At 42.1% G+C, this 17,251-nt stretch carries 14 protein-coding genes; 8 read left to right on the top strand and 6 right to left on the bottom strand.

The window, feature by feature from the left end; genetic code table 11:
• Together arsC and ACSSS3_RS16785 are read left to right on the top strand one after the other, a co-directional pair.
• Positions 1-345 (top strand): arsenate reductase (glutaredoxin), encoded by a 345-nt coding sequence (gene arsC, locus ACSSS3_RS16790; protein WP_442845595.1) that lies wholly within the window; start codon positions 1-3, stop codon positions 343-345.
• Positions 346-433: 88 nt separating this feature from the next.
• Positions 434-2,956, top strand: a complete 2,523-nt coding sequence (locus ACSSS3_RS16785) for a TonB-dependent receptor domain-containing protein (RefSeq protein WP_442845594.1) — start codon at positions 434-436, stop codon at positions 2,954-2,956.
• 151 nt (positions 2,957-3,107) lie between these two features.
• Here ACSSS3_RS16785 and ACSSS3_RS16780 read toward each other — a convergent pair whose 3' ends face one another.
• On the bottom strand, positions 3,108-3,281 hold the full coding sequence (locus ACSSS3_RS16780) for a hypothetical protein (protein WP_099645042.1): 174 nt from the start codon (positions 3,279-3,281) through the stop codon (positions 3,108-3,110).
• A 149-nt stretch (positions 3,282-3,430) separates the two neighbouring features.
• On the opposite strand from ACSSS3_RS16780, the gene fumC reads away from it, so the two are divergent.
• Both fumC and ACSSS3_RS16770 read left to right on the top strand, forming a co-directional pair.
• On the top strand, positions 3,431-4,825 hold the full coding sequence (fumC, locus tag ACSSS3_RS16775; RefSeq protein ID WP_442845593.1) for a class II fumarate hydratase: 1,395 nt from the start codon (positions 3,431-3,433) through the stop codon (positions 4,823-4,825).
• A 203-nt stretch (positions 4,826-5,028) separates the two neighbouring features.
• Positions 5,029-5,256 carry a hypothetical protein gene (locus ACSSS3_RS16770; RefSeq protein ID WP_442845592.1) on the top strand — a complete coding sequence of 76 codons (228 nt, stop codon included), beginning with the start codon at positions 5,029-5,031 and terminating at the stop codon, positions 5,254-5,256.
• A 141-nt stretch (positions 5,257-5,397) separates the two neighbouring features.
• On the opposite strand, the gene ACSSS3_RS16765 is transcribed toward ACSSS3_RS16770, so the two are convergent.
• Positions 5,398-6,543, bottom strand: a complete 1,146-nt coding sequence (locus ACSSS3_RS16765; RefSeq protein WP_442845591.1) for a N(5)-(carboxyethyl)ornithine synthase — start codon at positions 6,541-6,543, stop codon at positions 5,398-5,400.
• A 553-nt stretch (positions 6,544-7,096) separates the two neighbouring features.
• On the opposite strand from ACSSS3_RS16765, the gene ACSSS3_RS16760 reads away from it, so the two are divergent.
• Positions 7,097-7,465, top strand: a complete 369-nt coding sequence (locus ACSSS3_RS16760; protein ID WP_442845590.1) for a DMT family protein — start codon at positions 7,097-7,099, stop codon at positions 7,463-7,465.
• Between the two features lie 5 nt (positions 7,466-7,470).
• Positions 7,471-8,028, top strand: a complete 558-nt coding sequence (locus ACSSS3_RS16755) for a DUF4256 domain-containing protein (protein ID WP_442845589.1) — start codon at positions 7,471-7,473, stop codon at positions 8,026-8,028.
• 180 nt (positions 8,029-8,208) lie between these two features.
• Here ACSSS3_RS16755 and ccsA read toward each other — a convergent pair whose 3' ends face one another.
• Entirely contained in the window at positions 8,209-11,454 is a 3,246-nt protein-coding gene (gene ccsA / locus ACSSS3_RS16750) for a cytochrome c biogenesis protein CcsA (protein WP_442845588.1), read from the bottom strand.
• A 113-nt stretch (positions 11,455-11,567) separates the two neighbouring features.
• Here ccsA and ACSSS3_RS16745 point away from each other — a divergent pair, with 113 nt between their 5' ends.
• Positions 11,568-12,326 carry a Rossmann-like and DUF2520 domain-containing protein gene (locus tag ACSSS3_RS16745; RefSeq protein ID WP_442845587.1) on the top strand — a complete coding sequence of 253 codons (759 nt, stop codon included), beginning with the start codon at positions 11,568-11,570 and terminating at the stop codon, positions 12,324-12,326.
• On the top strand, positions 12,316-12,849 hold the full coding sequence (locus tag ACSSS3_RS16740) for a KdsC family phosphatase (protein WP_228229750.1): 534 nt from the start codon (positions 12,316-12,318) through the stop codon (positions 12,847-12,849). The genes ACSSS3_RS16745 and ACSSS3_RS16740 overlap by 11 nt, the downstream gene beginning before the upstream one ends.
• 4 nt (positions 12,850-12,853) lie before the next feature.
• On the opposite strand, the gene ACSSS3_RS16735 is transcribed toward ACSSS3_RS16740, so the two are convergent.
• From ACSSS3_RS16735 to ACSSS3_RS16725, 3 genes are all read right to left on the bottom strand, one after another.
• Positions 12,854-13,945: a hypothetical protein gene (locus tag ACSSS3_RS16735; RefSeq protein ID WP_442845586.1), complete on the bottom strand. Its 1,092-nt coding sequence runs from the start codon at positions 13,943-13,945 to the stop codon at positions 12,854-12,856.
• A gap of 134 nt (positions 13,946-14,079) precedes the next feature.
• Positions 14,080-14,598 (bottom strand): DinB family protein, encoded by a 519-nt coding sequence (locus ACSSS3_RS16730; RefSeq protein WP_442845585.1) that lies wholly within the window; start codon positions 14,596-14,598, stop codon positions 14,080-14,082.
• Position 14,599: 1 nt separating this feature from the next.
• On the bottom strand, positions 14,600-17,185 hold the full coding sequence (locus ACSSS3_RS16725; protein WP_442845584.1) for a phosphoenolpyruvate carboxylase: 2,586 nt from the start codon (positions 17,183-17,185) through the stop codon (positions 14,600-14,602).
• Positions 17,186-17,251 lie beyond the last annotated feature (66 nt).

Raw genomic sequence — 17,251 nt, 5'->3', positions numbered from 1 at the left:
ATGCTTAAAATCTATCATAACCCCAGATGCCGAAAAAGCCGTGAAGGACTTGCTATTGTTGAAGCTTCCGGTGAAGAATTTGAAATTGTAAAATATCTGGATAACCCACCCTCCTATCTGGAGCTGGCTGCAATTTTGGGAAAATTAAACCTAAAGCCCATTGAGCTCGTTCGTAAAAACGAAGCTGTTTGGAAAGAACAATTCAAAAACAGAGAACTGTCTGACAAGGAAATCATTCAGGCGATGGTAGATCATCCCAAGCTCATCGAGCGACCTGTTGTTGTAAAAAACAATGAAGCTGTTGTAGGCCGACCTCCCGAAAACATTAACGAGCTGTTCAAATAATTTGAAACTCCTTTAACAGAATTTTAACCGCATCCCGGTTAAACCTATCTTATTATTCTAGTCTAACTAGCGAAACCAAAAATTGACTATGAATAAATTTATTTTGCTGACACTACTGTGTCTAAGCTCTTATGCCCTTTTCTCACAGCAAGGAAAAGATTTTGCCATTACCGGTAAAGTCGTAGATAAAGCTGCAGGAGTTCCTCTGGAATACGCTACCATTACAGTAAAAGATAAGAACAGCGCTCAGGATGTTGAAGGAGGAATTACAGATATGTCCGGTAATTTCAGAATCGAAGTGCCCGCCGGGACCTACACCTTAAAAATTGAATACATTTCCTTTCAGCCTCTAAATATAGAGCGTACCATTAGCAGCGATTTAAATTTGGGTACGATTCAGCTCGAGTTTGCTGCTTCCGATCTGGAAGAAGTTACCGTAGTTGCCGAAACCACAACTGTTGATGTACGTCTGGACAAAAAGATTTACAACATTGGTAAAGATCTTACCACAGCCGGTGGTACCGTAAGCGATGCGCTTAATAATGTTCCTTCGGTTTCGGTTGACGTTGAAGGCGGTATCAGTTTACGCGGAAATGAAAACGTACGTATCCTCATTAACGGGAAGCCTTCTGCTCTTGCAGGTTTTGGAAGTACCGATGTTTTGGGACAGCTTCCGGCAGATGCCATAGAACGAGTAGAAGTAATCACTTCACCTTCTGCCCGTTACGATGCCGAGGGTACAGCAGGTATTTTAAATATCATTTTACGCAAAGAAAAAACGCTGGGCTTTAATGGCTCATTTCAGTTAAGCGGGGGTCATCCTGACAACGCCAGTGTTTCTTCCAACTTAAACTACCGTACTCAAAAGTTCAATATTTTCAACACTCTGGGTTATCGCTATCGCGAAAGTCCGGGTAATGCTTTTTTCGACACACGTTATTTCGAAGCACGTGAAGATGCTTTTCTGGACAATGTGCCTTACGACCGTAACGTGGAAGACCGAAAGTATGATCGTATAAACCGCGGCTTTAACGGAAACCTCGGACTTGAATATTACCTTAATGATCAGTCTTCTGTAACCGGTTCGGTTTTTTACCGCACAGGAAATGACGACGATTTAACCACAAACCAAAACGATTATTTTCTGGGTAACGACCCACGGGTAGGTACAATACGTCGTGAACTTCAAAATGAAGATGACGAGAGTTATCAGTTTGCCCTTAATTACGTTAATCGCTTTAACGATGAAGGTCATGAACTTACTGCAGACGTGCAGTATGACGTAGATCGTGAAGATCAACGTACGTTTATTAACGAGCCTGTACGCTACAACAATTCTTCGGAAGCAGACATTGCCTTACCCCGTGAGGAAACCAATACGACCGAAAAACAACGGGAATATCTGTTTCAGGCAGATTATGTGCTGCCCATAGGTGACGACTCGCAATTTGAAGCCGGATACCGTGGAAATCTGGAAAATGAGGTGACTGATTATGAGTTGCGTCAGGAAGATAGCAATGGAAATTTGGTGATCAATGAAAACCAGACCAACATATTTGATTATACCCAGAACGTTCATGCACTTTACACCCAGTACGGAAGCAAATTTTTTGGAATGCTAAACGTATTGGTTGGTCTGCGTATGGAAAACACGACTATCAAAGGGAATATCACCTCGTTACTCAGCGAGCAGGAATTGCAGGAAGAATTTTCGTTCCCTATTGATACCGATTTCAATAATAATTATTTAGGCCTCTTCCCAACAGTCAATTTAATTTTAGAATTTGGAGAAGAAGAAAACCTTTCTTTTGGATACAACAGAAGGATCAACAGACCTAATGGCTGGTTTGTAAACCCTTTCCCTTCCCGCGATAGCCGTAATAACGTATTTCAGGGGAATCCCAATTTGGAGCCGGCTTTTTCAAATGCCTTTGATGTGGGTTATTTAAAACGTTGGGGAAAAGAAATTACATTCACTTCTTCTGTGTATTACCAGCGTGAGAAAGATGCATTTCAGCGCGTTCAGGAAGATGTTACCATTACCGGTCCCGGAGGTAATCCTACTCAGGTGATACGCAGTATTCCTATTAACCTGGCTACAAACGATCGTTTTGGTGCCGAAGCAGGCGTGCTTTACAATCCGGCAAAATGGTTGCGTCTTAATGGTAGTGTAAACTTCTTCCAGTTTAAACTGGATGGCGATTTTAACGGGCAGGATTACAGCCAGAAAAATACCAGCTGGTTTGGTCGTTTCAGTTCTAAAGTTACCCTTCCGGGAGCGATAGACTGGCAGACCAATATGTTCTACCGCGGTGCTTCTCAGGAAATACAGGGACGTCAGGACGGAATCTTATCTATCGATCTTGCCTTAAGTAAAGAACTTTTTGATGGCAGCACGACTATTTCTGCTAATGTAAGTGACTTGCTGAATTCCAGAAAAAGACAAAGCTTTACCAGCACAGAATTCTTTGAACAGGATAGTCAGTTTCAGTGGAGACAGCGCCAGATCAATGTTTCGCTGATTTACCGTTTTAACCAACAGCGTGAAGAGCGTAAACGCGGAAGAGGCGATTCAGAATATGGAGATGAAGAAGGCGATTTTCAGGGATAGCTAATTCCTATAAGACACTTGAAAAAAGGTCATTTCATTCATTTGAAATGACCTTTTTTAGTTGCATTAACTATCTGAATGTAACCTCTATAAAAGAAAAAGTCCATTCAATTACTGAATGGACTTTCAAACTTAAAATTATAATTGAATATTAGGAATTCTCACGTTTAAGACGTCTTTCCTCACGCATTTCTTCTAAACGTTCTTTGGCTGCGCCAAAAATCCAGTACGGAAGAATAGAAACTAAAAAAATCATCAACCAGAAACCGATGGTTAAAATGGTTAAAAAAGCAAGGAAGCCTAAGTATTGATCAAATTCAAACATAATATGGTTTTTGTCTTGTCGCAAATTTAGGGATTCTGTATTTAAAAATGCAAGACTTATTTTAATTTATAAACATTTTTATAACGAGCGGCAATCATCGTATTTAAAGCGAAACCGTTATTTTTGTTAGACTAAAAAACTACCGAAAAATGGAATATAGAATAGAAAAAGACACCCTGGGAGAAGTTAAGGTGCCTGCAGATAAAATCTGGGGTGCACAAACCGAACGTTCCCGCAATAATTTTAAAATTGGTAACCCGGCTTCTATGCCTATTGAAATCATCTACGGTTTCGCATATCTTAAAAAAGCAGCAGCCTACACCAATTGTGAATTAGGTGTCTTATCGGAAGAAAAAAGAGATTTGATCGCGCAGGTTTGCGATGAAATCTTAGAAGGGAAACACGATGAGCAGTTCCCACTCGTGATCTGGCAAACCGGCTCAGGAACACAGAGCAATATGAATGTGAATGAAGTGATTGCAAACCGTGCACACCTTATCGCCGGTAAAAAACTGGGTGAAGGAGAAAAAACCCTTCAGCCTAACGACGATGTTAACAAGTCGCAATCTTCTAATGACACCTTCCCTACCGGCATGCACATCGCAGCCTATAAAAAGATTATGGAAGTAACCCTTCCGGGAGTAATCAAACTTAGAAATACACTTAAGAAAAAATCAGATGATTTTCGCGAAGTCGTAAAAATAGGGCGTACACACCTTATGGACGCTACTCCCCTTACCTTGGGACAGGAATTTTCGGGCTATGTTTCCCAACTGGATCACGGGATTAAAGCAGTTGAACATACGCTTGATCACCTTTCTGAACTGGCATTAGGCGGAACCGCTGTAGGAACCGGATTAAACACCCCTAAAGGATACGATAAACTGGTTGCAGATTACATTGCAAAATTTACCGAGCAACCCTTTAAAACCGCTGAAAATAAGTTTGAGGCCCTTGCAGCTCACGATGCGATTGTAGAGTCTCACGGCGCTTTAAAACAACTTGCCGTTTCTCTAAATAAGATTGCCAATGACATCCGTATGCTGGCCAGCGGACCTCGCTCGGGTATTGGAGAAATCAACATTCCTGCAAATGAGCCCGGCTCATCGATTATGCCCGGTAAAGTAAATCCTACCCAGTGTGAGGCCATGACTATGGTTTGCGCTCAGGTAATTGGTAACGATATGGCTATCGCCGTTGGCGGGATGCAGGGACAGTATGAATTGAATGTTTTTAAACCGGTTATGGCGGCAAATCTGTTGCACAGCGCTCAGTTGCTGGGAGATGCCTGCGTCTCTTTTGAAGAGCATTGCGCTGCCGGAATAGAGCCCAACCATTCCCGTATTAAGACCATGCTCGATAATTCGTTAATGCTGGTTACGGCTTTGAACACTAAAATTGGATATTATAAGGCCGCCGAAATTGCAAATACAGCGCACGAAAACGGCACTACCCTTAAAGAAGAAGCGGTTAACCTGGGTTACGTTACCGCAGAAGAATTTGACGAATGGGTAAATCCTAAAGATATGGTGGGCGAACTCTAAGAGTTTACCAACACAATGCTAAAGGCGGTCTTTTTAGATCGCCTTTTTATTTGGATGTCTTTTTTTTAATAGTCTCCTATATACTAAAAATCAGGATTGCTAAAACTGCTGACTTTCAAACAGGTTTTATTTAAGTTAATCCGGAGAAGTTTTTTAGATTAATACACACCCATTGAACTACCTTGTAAGACCAATCGTAAACTATGAAATTGAAATTACTTGCCTGTACTGCGCAACGCCCGGACAGGCGCGCCATAGCAAACTGTATTTATGAAATCGCAACGGGTATTAATACAGTATTAGCTCAGGAGTTAACCGAAATCCTGCTCGAAGGTGATTCCATAGATCTTGAACTCACAGATAAAAATTCGGGTTCTGCATTACGAGCACTGCGAAAACTTAACATCGATTATGAGATTCAGGAATCCTGATAAAATTTAAGCCCTCCTCAAATTACCTTTAACGTGCAGGTCTTATGTGATTTTTGAAGAAAGCTTAATAATAGACATTGGTTTCAATATACCATTAGTATCTATTTTTTCTGCTTGAAAAAAACGTACAAGCTTTAGAATTTAACCTAAAATAGCATGTGGGTAGGCAGATGCTCTATTCTGGAATCTCAGTATGTTATCTTTTACAACCACTCCCCCATCTATATTTATGGCATTTTCAAGGGTTTTATTTAATTGCCACTGCTTCCCGCCGCCCAGAAAATCGGGCAGATGCTCAATAAGTGCCGCAGAAATGGATCGTGATGCACTTTCCCAGTAATAGCTGGGCGTATGATCTACCGCGTAATAATCTATGCCATCAATTGCAATCATTGGATTTTTGAAAGTGCTTGGTTTAGCAAAATAAAATCCCATTCCTTCATCGCAACTCACATCAATGATAAGGGTTCCCGGTTTAAGTATAGATTTCTCTTCTTCAGTTACGTAATCGATGGGATCATCGGTATCCTGATAGGTACCATTTATAATAATATCAGATTCCTGAATAAGCACACTTAAAGGTTTTTGTAAACCATCGTGCTCTACCACCATCATTCTGGGTTCACCTGGTTTACCTTTTTTCAAACGCGTATAATGCACGTCGAGCACTTCTTCGCGCACCTCGTGATCCGGTCGTTGTATACAGATGGTTATGTCTCTAAAGCCCATCGCTTTTAAGGCATAAATAGCCCCACGACTAACCGCTCCAAAACTGAAAATTATCACCTTGCGTTGATTGCCATAGTGCCCGTTAATACCTCGAAGTTGCAAGGCGTGTACAACTGCACAATATCCTGCCATTTCATTATTCTTATAAAAGGTATGCCTTCCCGCCTGCCCTTTGGGATTCCACACATACATATCCTCAAAGGCTATAAGGGTAAGTTTGCGATCTATGGCGCATTGCGTAATTAATTCCTGTTGCGCACAATGCGGGTAACCCCAGAGCAAACCACCTTCACGCAGACTTTTAAGGTCAGACAATACGGGCTTTGCTATTATTACGGAACCCAGGTCTTCCAATAGTTCTTCACGACTGGCAAACCCGCTGATGATCTCGCTAAGTTCTGCATCAGACACTTTAAAGGGCTCCCCATAGCCCTTTTCAAATATAAGCCGGCGGCAGATTGCCTCGGGTAAACGCTTAAGATGATCGGGATGTATGGGTACGCGGCGTTCATCTGCTTTATGAGAAGTAGCTATTACACCAAGGTAAGGTATTGTCATTTTTGAATAAGTTATAGGAGTCTGTTTTAAAACAAACAAATAAGTTAAAGGCTAAGCCGGCTCGTTGCCGGCAGTAGGTAAACCGGAGAAATACTCCGGGATCTCAAAAAGAAGTAGCAAGAGCGCTGCTATAAAAATTAGCGCCTGGTTTTTAATAAGGTAAGCCATTAGCACTGCAGGCAGCAAGACATGGGAACGAATTGGGAAAGTAAAATCTGTTGAAAAGACCAACTTTCGCTATTTAACAACCTGCAAAAAACACAGCCTACAGGTATAGAATCTCTTTTGAAAGGAAAAAACTCGACGTTTCACACCCTACGAGAGTACTGGTAATTAAGATACAGTACAGTAAATCGGCTAAATCCGGGGGCTAAACCCAAAATATATAAAGGGCGAACTCAAAGAGTTTACCAACACAATGCTAAAGGCGGTCTTTTTAGATCGCCTTTTTTGTTTTTGAGACCAAATATGTTGCAAATCCTATACGCTCAAACTACATTTATAATCGATATCTAAACCTAATTTCTACGCTTACGTTGATTACTTGCGTCCTATGAAAGCACTAACTACCATAGCTTTACTCATTTTAAGCAACTCCTTTATGGTTGTTGCCTGGTATGGCCATCTCAAATTTTCAGAATTAAAATGGTTCAGCAAGCTGGGCCTTGTAGCAATCATTCTCATCAGCTGGGGCATTGCGCTCTTTGAATATATTTTTCAGGTGCCGGCAAACCGAATGGGTTTTAAGGAAAACGGCGGACCCTTTTCGTTAATTCAGCTCAAGGTTATTCAGGAAGTGATTACGCTGGTGGTTTTTGCAGTATTCACCCTGCTTGTTTTTAAGACGGAAACCTTCCGCCTTAATCACATTATTTCTTTTCTGTTTTTGATTGGGGCAGTTTATTTCATGTTTAAAAAGTAATAACTATGGCATCACCAAAGATTCTTAGCGATACCAATTCGTTTCTGGAGCTTCTGCAAAAGCGCTTTGAACGTAATTCCTCACATTTTGAAGGGATTAAATGGGATAAAATTGAAAACCGACTGCTTCAAAATCCCGAAAAACTAAACTGTATTTTCCAAATGGAGCAAACCGGCGGCGAACCTTCCCTGCTGGAATACGATTCTGAAAAGGATATCTGCACTTTTTGCGATTTTGCTGCGGAAAGTCCGGCAGAGCGTCGCAGTCTATGCTACGATGACGAAGCTCTCGAATTCCGGAAGAAATTTAAACCGGCCGGAAGCGCTAAAGCGAAAGCAGAAGAAATGGGTGCCGAATTGATCAGCGAACAGGAATACCTGAAACTGCAAATTATACAGGCAGTCGATATCAAAACCTCAAGCTGGATCAACACGCCTGGCGAAATGCGTAAACTGGGCGGAGCCTTATTTGGGGATAACCGCTACGGGCGTGTGTTTTTCTACCACAACGGCGCAGAATCCTACTATGCCGGACGCGGCTTCAGGTGTGTCGTCCGCGTGTGAATTGGGATATTTTTTAATGGTTAAAAAGTTATTAGGTTATTGGGTTATTTGAAATGGTTTATCCGAAGCGGTATTTCAATACAACACAGAAACGTTCAACTTATAACTTAAAACGGCCCACTCCTAACCCATAACCTTTTTACCCAATAATAATAACAATAGTAATAACCAATAAACTACCTACTTCTTATAAAATTTCTTGTATTTAGGATAGGCGATTAAGGCAAACAGAATCACTCCTCCAAAAATCATCAGCGCCCGGTTCAGGTTTAAAATATTATCCCCACTGGCATAACTGTGCAGACCTGCCAACCAGAAGTTTACCCCAAAATAGGTCATTAAAATACTGCCGTAGGCTAAAACAGACATCAGGTTAAACAACCATTTTCCACGTAAGCCGGGTACCAGTCGCATGTGAATGACAAAAGCGTAGATCATAATACTGATGAGCGCCCAGGTTTCTTTAGGATCCCAGCCCCAGTAACGTCCCCAACTCTCATTGGCCCACTGTCCACCCAGGAAATTCCCGATGGTCAGCATCACAAGACCTACCGTGAGAGACATCTCATTGATGATGGTAAGCTCTCTGATATTGAGATCCATCCGGGTTTTGTTTTTAGTATTGGTAAGCAAAATTAAAAGTAAAGACACCAGTCCCAGAATCATTCCGAGTGTTAGGGGTCCGTAACTTCCAACAATAACTGCCACGTGTATCATCAGCCAGTAACTGTCAAGAACCGGTTGCAGGTTTGAAATTGCAGGATTTAGCCAGTTCATACTCGCTCCCCACAAAATAAAACCGGCCACAAAAGCGGTACTCGCGATGGTAAGCGAACTCTTTCGGCCGAAGGCCAAACCAAAAAACATGGTTGCCCAACCCACATACAATACCGATTCGTAAGCGTTACTCCAGGGTGCGTGACCCGAAATATACCAGCGCCAGATGAGACCCAGTGTGTGCAGACCAAATAAAATAAGAATCGCCACGGCACCTACACCCACCATACTTTTGATGAAGCGATTGTCTTTAAATATGCGTACGATAACGAAAACAAACATAAACACACTGGCCAATAGGTACATCCAGTACAGCTTGGTGAAAATATCGTGTTCGTTGTAGAATACTTCGGCATCTATTTTATCTTCAGAAGGCATAACCTCGCTCCCGTATTTCTGCTGAAAGCTCTTGATACTCTTGATAAAGGTATCTGCTTTAGAAAAGTCTCCGGTTTGGTTTCCTTCCCGCAAGGCGGAAAAATACAGCGGAAGAATTTGTTTGGTATACAGCGAATCCATACCCTTAAACCCGGCTTCATTGAGTTCGGGATAGGAAACCCATTTGTTGTTTTCATCGCCGATTAATGGGAATATTTTCAGGATTTCACCACTTACTGCACGATTTAATAAGCCTAAACGTTCTGCGATGTCAATAAAATCTTTATCGAAACTGTTTTTGACTTCGGCCTGATACGCGCTGGTGATATAGGGATCTAATTTGTTGCGCCCCATTTCATCAATAAAATCTAAGGCACTTACATACTTTTGATCTTTTGGCACCCCAATGATCCCACGAATACTATCATTAGCAGGTTTCAGGTAAATAAAATCTACGTTGTACCAAAAAAACGGAGTCTCAACCATAGAGAGGAAAACCTGATCTGCGGTAAGCCCTTCGTACTTGTCGCTTCGGCTTAGTTTACGCAGCAGGAGACTGGAAAAGGTGTTTACCGGCATCATACGCCCGCCATCATCCTGAATAACCAGTTTTCCAAATTTGGCCGCTTCTTCCGCCGGTACTTTATTGGCCATCAAAACCGAGTCAATCTCTGCCTTTGTAGGCAATTGATGCGCTTCTTCTTCCTCTGCCAGAGTCGCGGTACCCGGTATAAAATCCTTTGGCTGCTCATCAACAACCTTGGTATTTCCGTTTTCAACGATTACTTTTTGTTCCTGCGCGTTAAGCGTTCCGCCCAAAGCAAAAAGAACTGCGAGTACACTAAGTTTAGCTTTTTTAGCTTTAACCTTATCTAAACGCACTTTTAAGTCGCCAAAACGGCTTCCTTTATCAAACAAAATAATCATCAGACCCAGATACAGCAGAAAATACCCGATGTATGTAATCCAGGTGCCCACTGCATCGTGATTCACAGAGAGTATGGTACCGAGCTCGTCGGGATCAAAACTGGCCTGGAAGAACCTATAGCCTTTGTGATCTAACACATGGTTCATATAAATCTCGTAATCAAACTGCTCTTCGGGTGTGTCGATTACGGTAATTTCGCTTTCATAAGAAGAATACGCATTGGTGGTACCCGGATAGCGCTCGGCAATAAAATCATTCAGTTTGATCGCAAAGGGCAGCTCAACCGCCTGACTACCATAAGCCAGGTGAAACTTAAGATCGCCTATTTCGGCATCAACCATTTGATTATTATAGCCTTTACCGCCTAACAGGCCTACGGTTTCTTCCCCGTCTGGCGTTTTAATGTTTACAAACAAGGCGTCCTGCTGTCCTTTCTGTTTTGGAAATGCCTCAACAATGCCATTCTTACCCTTTAGCACCGGTTCAGGAAATACAAACTGCATCCCGGCAACCTGATACAAGGCACGAAGTTTTAATTCCTGCACGCTGTCTTTGACCACTTCAAAATCCTCCTGAGTAGCCATTACCCGTGTAGAACCGGCAAATGGCGTTTTAATGGTATAGTTTTCACCATCGTAACCAATGTTAATGGCTCCTTCTGTAGGGTTATTTAGGGCAAAAAGTACATTGTGAATACTGGCAACCTGACCCTCCTCGATATAGTGCTCATGGCGCGTACCATCACCGGCTTCTACGATTTTCAATTGGGCAATTCCGTCAGGATCTTCAATAAGCCCCTCTTCTGCCCCGTCAATAAACTTAGCGAACGATATAGTCACGGGTTTTCCGTCAAAATCAGTTTCCCAGTCAAAGCTGTTATCGAGACGTGTAGAAAGATTTAAACGTTTGGGTTCAAGCTTGCGGCGCATCGGTTCACCATTGCGCTCCCCGTCAATAAACACCTGCAGATAGGTTTTTTCACTTAAAAAGGTATTTTGAATCTCGCCTTCGCGAATGGGCATTACCCCTTCAAAACCCATATAACGCGTCCACGCGGCACCAAAAATGATCAGAATAAAAGAAAGATGAAAAACCAGTGTAGACCATTTTTCTTTGCGCCAAAGTTTAAAGCGCCAGATATTACCCACAAAGTTTACTATAAAGAGGAGATGAATGAGTTCAAACCACCAGGCTTCGTAAACCAGTTCTCGGGTGTAAGGTGTTGGGGAAGTTTCCTGGCCGGCATCGAGTATGGTACCTGTAGCCATGGCTACAGCATAAACAATAAATAAAACGGCCATTAATCGGGTAGAAAACAGGAAATCTGCGATGCGTTTTTGCATGATACGTATTGCAATTTTTTTATGGCGCGAAGTTACGAAACAAAAGCCCATTAATAAAGCTTTAACGACTTCTATTGCCCAGAGAATATGATGTTTTTGTTTACTTTTGAATCGTGATAAAACTGGCAATCATAGGTACCGGAAATGTGGCTTTTCATCTGGCAAAAGCCTTCCAGAATTCTGAAAATATTCATTTAGAAGCTGTTGCAGGCAGAAGCCCCGAAAAGCTCGAAGCCTTTACGACTATCCCTCATCGTATTACAGACCTTAAACACCTGCCACAGGTAGATATAGTAGTCATCGCAGTAAGTGATGCAGCGATTGCCGAAGTATCGCGCCAGTTATCGGGCTATACGGGACTAATTGTACACACTTCGGGAAGCAGCTCTATGCAGGTTTTGGAATCACATAAACATCACGGCGTATTCTATCCCTTGCAAACCTTTTCAAAATATAGTGAATTGAATTACAGGGAAATACCTTTTTGTATTGAAGCAAAGCTTGAAGCCGATTTTCAAACCCTTGAAGATCTGACTTCAGCATTAGGTGCCACATCCTATTCTGTAAATTCAGACCAAAGAGCTGCTTTACATCTGGCAGCCGTATTCGCTAATAATTTTGGAAATCATATTTTAACCGAAGCTCAGCAGATTTGTGAAGAGCGCAAGGTTTCCTTTGAATTATTAAAACCGTTGATGGAAGAAACCATTCGAAAGGCTTTTAGCATTGGCCCCGAAGCAGCGCAAACCGGTCCGGCTAAACGCAGAGACACCAGTACTATTGAAAAGCAATTGAATGCCCTGCACGATCCCGAACAAAAAAAACTATACACCAGCCTTACCGAGGCCTTATTAAAACATTATGAGCGATAAAAGTTATAAAGAATACCTCAATCAGATTACCACCTTTATTTTTGATGTGGATGGCGTGATGACAGACGGCTCCCTCCTTATTGATTCGCAGGGCGAAATGCTGCGCACCATGAATGTAAAAGATGGTTACGCTCTCAAAACAGCGATCAACAAAGGTTTTAATATGTGCATCATAAGCGGCGGAACCAATGAAGGAGTGCGCAGTCGCCTGGAAGCTCTTGGTGTAAGCGATATCCATCTGGGCGCACATGCTAAAATTGAATTTCTCAACGAGTATCTGGCTAAAAATAACATCAAGGCCGAAAATGTACTTTATATGGGCGACGACATCCCCGATTATCCAGTGATGCAATTGGTAGGTCTCCCCTGTTGTCCTCAGGATGCGGTTAAGGAAATCAAGGAAGTAGCCAAATACGTTTCACACAAAAAGGGCGGGAAAGGCTGCGTACGCGATGTTATTGAGCAGGTACTTAAGGTACAGGGTAAATGGATGCAGGATTTTGATGCTGCTTTAAAAAAATAATTACTTACTCAACATCATAAGCTACACGCAACGGATTCAGATAAATATAAAATACAGGAGCAAAAGTCAAAGCTTTAACAGGCCCGGCAACTTCGGTGTAGGGCGCAATACACAGAAGCCTGTCATTTTCAAAATCGGTTTTTAAGACTGTGGGACCAAAAAGATTATGGTCTCCCAGAATTTTGGGTCCGCAGGATTCCCAGGGTCCGTCAATTGATTTTGATTTATAGACATTGATCCCTTTGCCCACCTCAGACTCCGGCTGACTTTCATCGACCCGATTACAAACCGAAATAAGCAGGTAATAGGTATTTGAGTTTTTATCAAAAACCACTTTAGGACATTCGAGTTGAGTAAAAGACTCTTTGTCCGGCATAGCCACAGCGGGCATCAACTCATCCAGTTCATAGGAATTACCGGCTTTTTTAAGCTGGGCCCGTGCTACAGCCCCTCTCAGCGGGCTCACTTTTGCGGCCCACAACAAACTGACCGTTTCATCTTCGTGTACAAATACAAAAGGATCTCTCCATGCCAAAATAGGACCTCCCTCCTCGCCTTCATCATTTCCCAGCTCTGCTTCCGGACCTAGATAATATCCCTTGTCAAGGATTTCCTTGCGATCTTTTACCGGCGAAGAAATTTTAGTTTTAATCTCAGAATCCAGTTGAAACCCATCAGCAGAAACAACCAATCCAATATTCTGAATAAACGGATGCTTAGCATCGGTTTTGTCGAGAGCAGTAAATGCCGCCAATTTGTTTCCGTCAGGCAATAATTCAATCCCGCCGCTCCAAACGGTATAGGATTCAGATACGTTCCGCCAGTCTTCCGGACTTAAAAAGCAGCCTTCATCCTTCCAGCTCACACCTTCATCTGTTGACGTAAAATGACGTATGTGAAAGGGATACACGTTGCGATCACTGCTTTCGAGAGGCATCCCATCGGCTTTTGCACGCGATAAAGCCAGGCAGTACAGATGGTAAGTTCCATCTTCAAAATAGGACCAGGAGTCCCATAAATATAAAAGCGGATGAGCTATTCCGCTTGTAAAAACTTCAGGGAAAGCCGGTGGAATTAAAAACGAATGATCGTGCATATTTGGGATTTTAAAGTTCTAAAATACCAATTTTATATGGTTATGCAGAACGAAAAATCAGCGCCTCCAGGAAATGCAAAAAAAAAAGGCCGCATTTAAATTGCGGCCTTTACTTTAAAATATTGATGTTTAGGCTATAAATAGCGCTCCTGAATAACATTAGCGTGATGCTGGTCGTGACCGCAAATAATGAATCCCGCTGCACGTGCAGAAAGACCGCTACCGCTTGCCATACCTTTAGTAAGCAATGCCTCGTCGCTCAAACTTTTGAAGAGACTCAACGTTGCTTTTCGAATAGACTCATACTCTTCGAGCATATCGGTCAAGTCCCTTGCGTTTGCATTGGAAGGCAATACGTAATCGTCCTGCTCAAATCCCGGTAAGGGAGTCTGATCTCCACGACCGATGCATAATGCCCGGTAAGCGAAAATACGTTCGGTATCCATCACATGCTGTAGAATCTCCAAAATCGTCCATTTACCCGAAGCATACGCATAATTCCATTTTTGTTTAGGAATCGCACTGTAAAAAGACAGGCTTTTAACCAGTCCCGTTTCTAAAGCACCGGTAAGATTTAAATCAGGCTGAAGCAGCTCAATATAATTCCGGTAATAGGCATTATACTCGTTATGATCCAGGTCTTCGCGCGTCATATTAAGCAGAATTTCTACTGGCGTTGATATTACCAAACAGCGAGCGAGTCACCATTTTTTCAAACATCTCCAGTTTTTTCTGGTCAGGATTCTCTTCACGCTGCATTTCCTGAATTTTCTTCAAAGCAAACTGCTGAATCGTTAAAAGCGGTAACACAATACGTTCACGCTCCTGGATCGAAGCTTTACCTGCCGGTTCTTCCTGCATCAGTTCGTCATAACCGGTAAGTTTTAATAAAACACGTTTGGTGCGCTCAAACTCTTCGTGAATCAAATCCCAGAAGGCTCCAAACTCCGGATCGTCCTGCATATACGCGGTAAGTCCAAAGAACGATTTAGTGAGGCTCATCATACTGTTTTCAAGCAGCGTTCTAAAAAACAAACTATTATCATACAATGATTTAACCTTATCGAATTCACCTTTTTGTTCAAAGGTTTCAATAGCGGTACCTACACCATAAAATCCGGGAACATTTTGCTTAAGTTGTGACCATGATCCTACAAAAGGAATCGCACGCAGATCAGAGAAATTGAGCTTATCGCTACCTCCACGCTTGCTGGGACGGCTACCAATATTGGTTTTTGCGTAAAACTTCAGCGTACTCATACGCTCCAAATAGCCTAAAAAGTTAGGATGAGCCTTAAAGTCTGAATAGGTTTTATAACTTATTTCAGCCAGATCCTCCATCGTCTTGCGATCGGCATCAGGAAATGCCTTTTTCTTTGGATGGAAAACCCCATTTACAATACCCGAACTCAACAACTGCTCCAGGTTGTACTGGCAGGAATCTGTTGTTCCAAAGTTAGAACTGATGGTTTGCCCCTGAACTGTAAGCTGAATTTCCTCGTCTTCAATGGTTTCACCCAAAGAAGCATAGAATTGATGCGTTTTACCACCACCACGAGCCGGAGGTCCTCCACGACCGTCAAAGAAAATAACTTTGATACCAAATTCGCGCGATACTTTAGTTAGCTCTTCTTTAGCCTTGAAAATACTCCAGTTAGCCATTAAATAACCTCCATCTTTAGTACCATCACTAAAGCCGAGCATAATGGTTTGTTTCATTCCACGCTCTTTAAGATGCGCTGCATAAACCGGATTGGAATACAACTTACGCATCACCTCGCCTGCAATTTTTAAATCGGGTACGGTTTCAAATAGCGGCACAATATCAACTGTAGGATTATCCCAACCGGCAAGATGGAACATGGAGAAAGCCTGCATCACGTTAAGACCGGTCTGATTATTACTGATGATGTAGCGGTTACAGCCACGCTCGCCGTTGTATTTCTGAATATCGCGCATCGCATAGATGCTTTCAAGAGTTTTACGGGCAATATCGTCTTCTAAAGTCGCAGGATCTACAGTGCCGCGCACTTTGTCCAGAATTTCAATCTGCTCGGCTTCATCTAACTCTAAATAATTATCCGGGAAGATGCCCAAATTATCTTTTTGGCTTTGCTTAACGATTTCCTCCATCACGTGCATGTGAACCCGACTGTCCTGACGGATGTCAAGCACTGCGAAATGATAACCAAACATGCGTATTTTGTTCAGCAAATCATCTATATCCTCCACAAACAAGCCTTCGTGTCGTTCTACTACTAAATTGCGGATGCGTCTAAGGGTAGACTCAAGCTCTTCAAGCGAAATCTTAAGCTGATCGCCCTCCAGGAAAATACTGTCGTAAAGACGACGTTCGAGATCTGAGAGCGGCGCTTCGGTACCTACAAAAGTGATACGACGACGCAGATTGCGAATATCGCGGTAATAATTTTTGATGATGGTGTTACGTAAACGAGAAGCCACTTTTAGAGTGATCTCTGTTGTTACAAATGGATTTCCATCACGGTCTCCCCCAGGCCAAAAACCTAAATCAATCACATGATTATCGAGGGTTTCTCCTTTGTAGATATTTTGTTGTAAATAGTTGTAAATAAAACTGGCCGACTTGTAAAACACATTCTCCAGATACCAGATTAAACTCACAGCCTCATCGTACGGTGTGGGTTTTTCCTTTTTATAAAAAGGAGTTTTACCCAGCTGAGAAAGGAGTTTTTTGATCATTTCCAGATCATTGTCGTTTATCGCCTTGCTCAGGTCATTGATGATCCCCAAAACAGCACCCGGATAAAATTGGGTAGGATGCGCAGTAAGTACGGGACGAATTTTAAAATTTTCCAGATAAGCCTTGAGTTCTTCCGTTTTAGATTGCGCCTCAGCTTCTTCCTTGATGTTACGCAGCGTACCCCTACCGTCCATATTATTTACGATACGATATGCAGAATCTTCAATAGCATCAAATAAAACCACCTGGCGCTCGATGTATTGAATAAAACGAAACAGCAAATCATAGCGCTCAGACTCGGTAACGTCGCGCTGATACTTTTCAAAAAAGTAGTTTACAATTTTTTCGGGATTGTATTTTTTGTCATAACCACGTATGCAAATACGGTCAAAAAGCGGTAAAAGCACACCGGTATCGGTTATTCCATTAAAAGGTAAAGTCATAAACAGGCTATTATAAACCTGGTATTTTGACTTCACAAGATTATTAAAACGTTCAAGTTTCGGTTGTCTTGACATAAGTTAGTTGGTATTTAGAATAAAAAACCCTTTAACAAAATTGCCAAAGGGTTCATATTATTTTAC

The organism is Leeuwenhoekiella sp. H156, assembly GCF_052218455.1.
GTDB classification, from domain to species: domain Bacteria; phylum Bacteroidota; class Bacteroidia; order Flavobacteriales; family Flavobacteriaceae; genus Leeuwenhoekiella; species Leeuwenhoekiella parthenopeia.
Note: the sequence above shows the minus strand (reverse complement) of the source record. Positions and strands in the feature narration are given on the sequence as shown.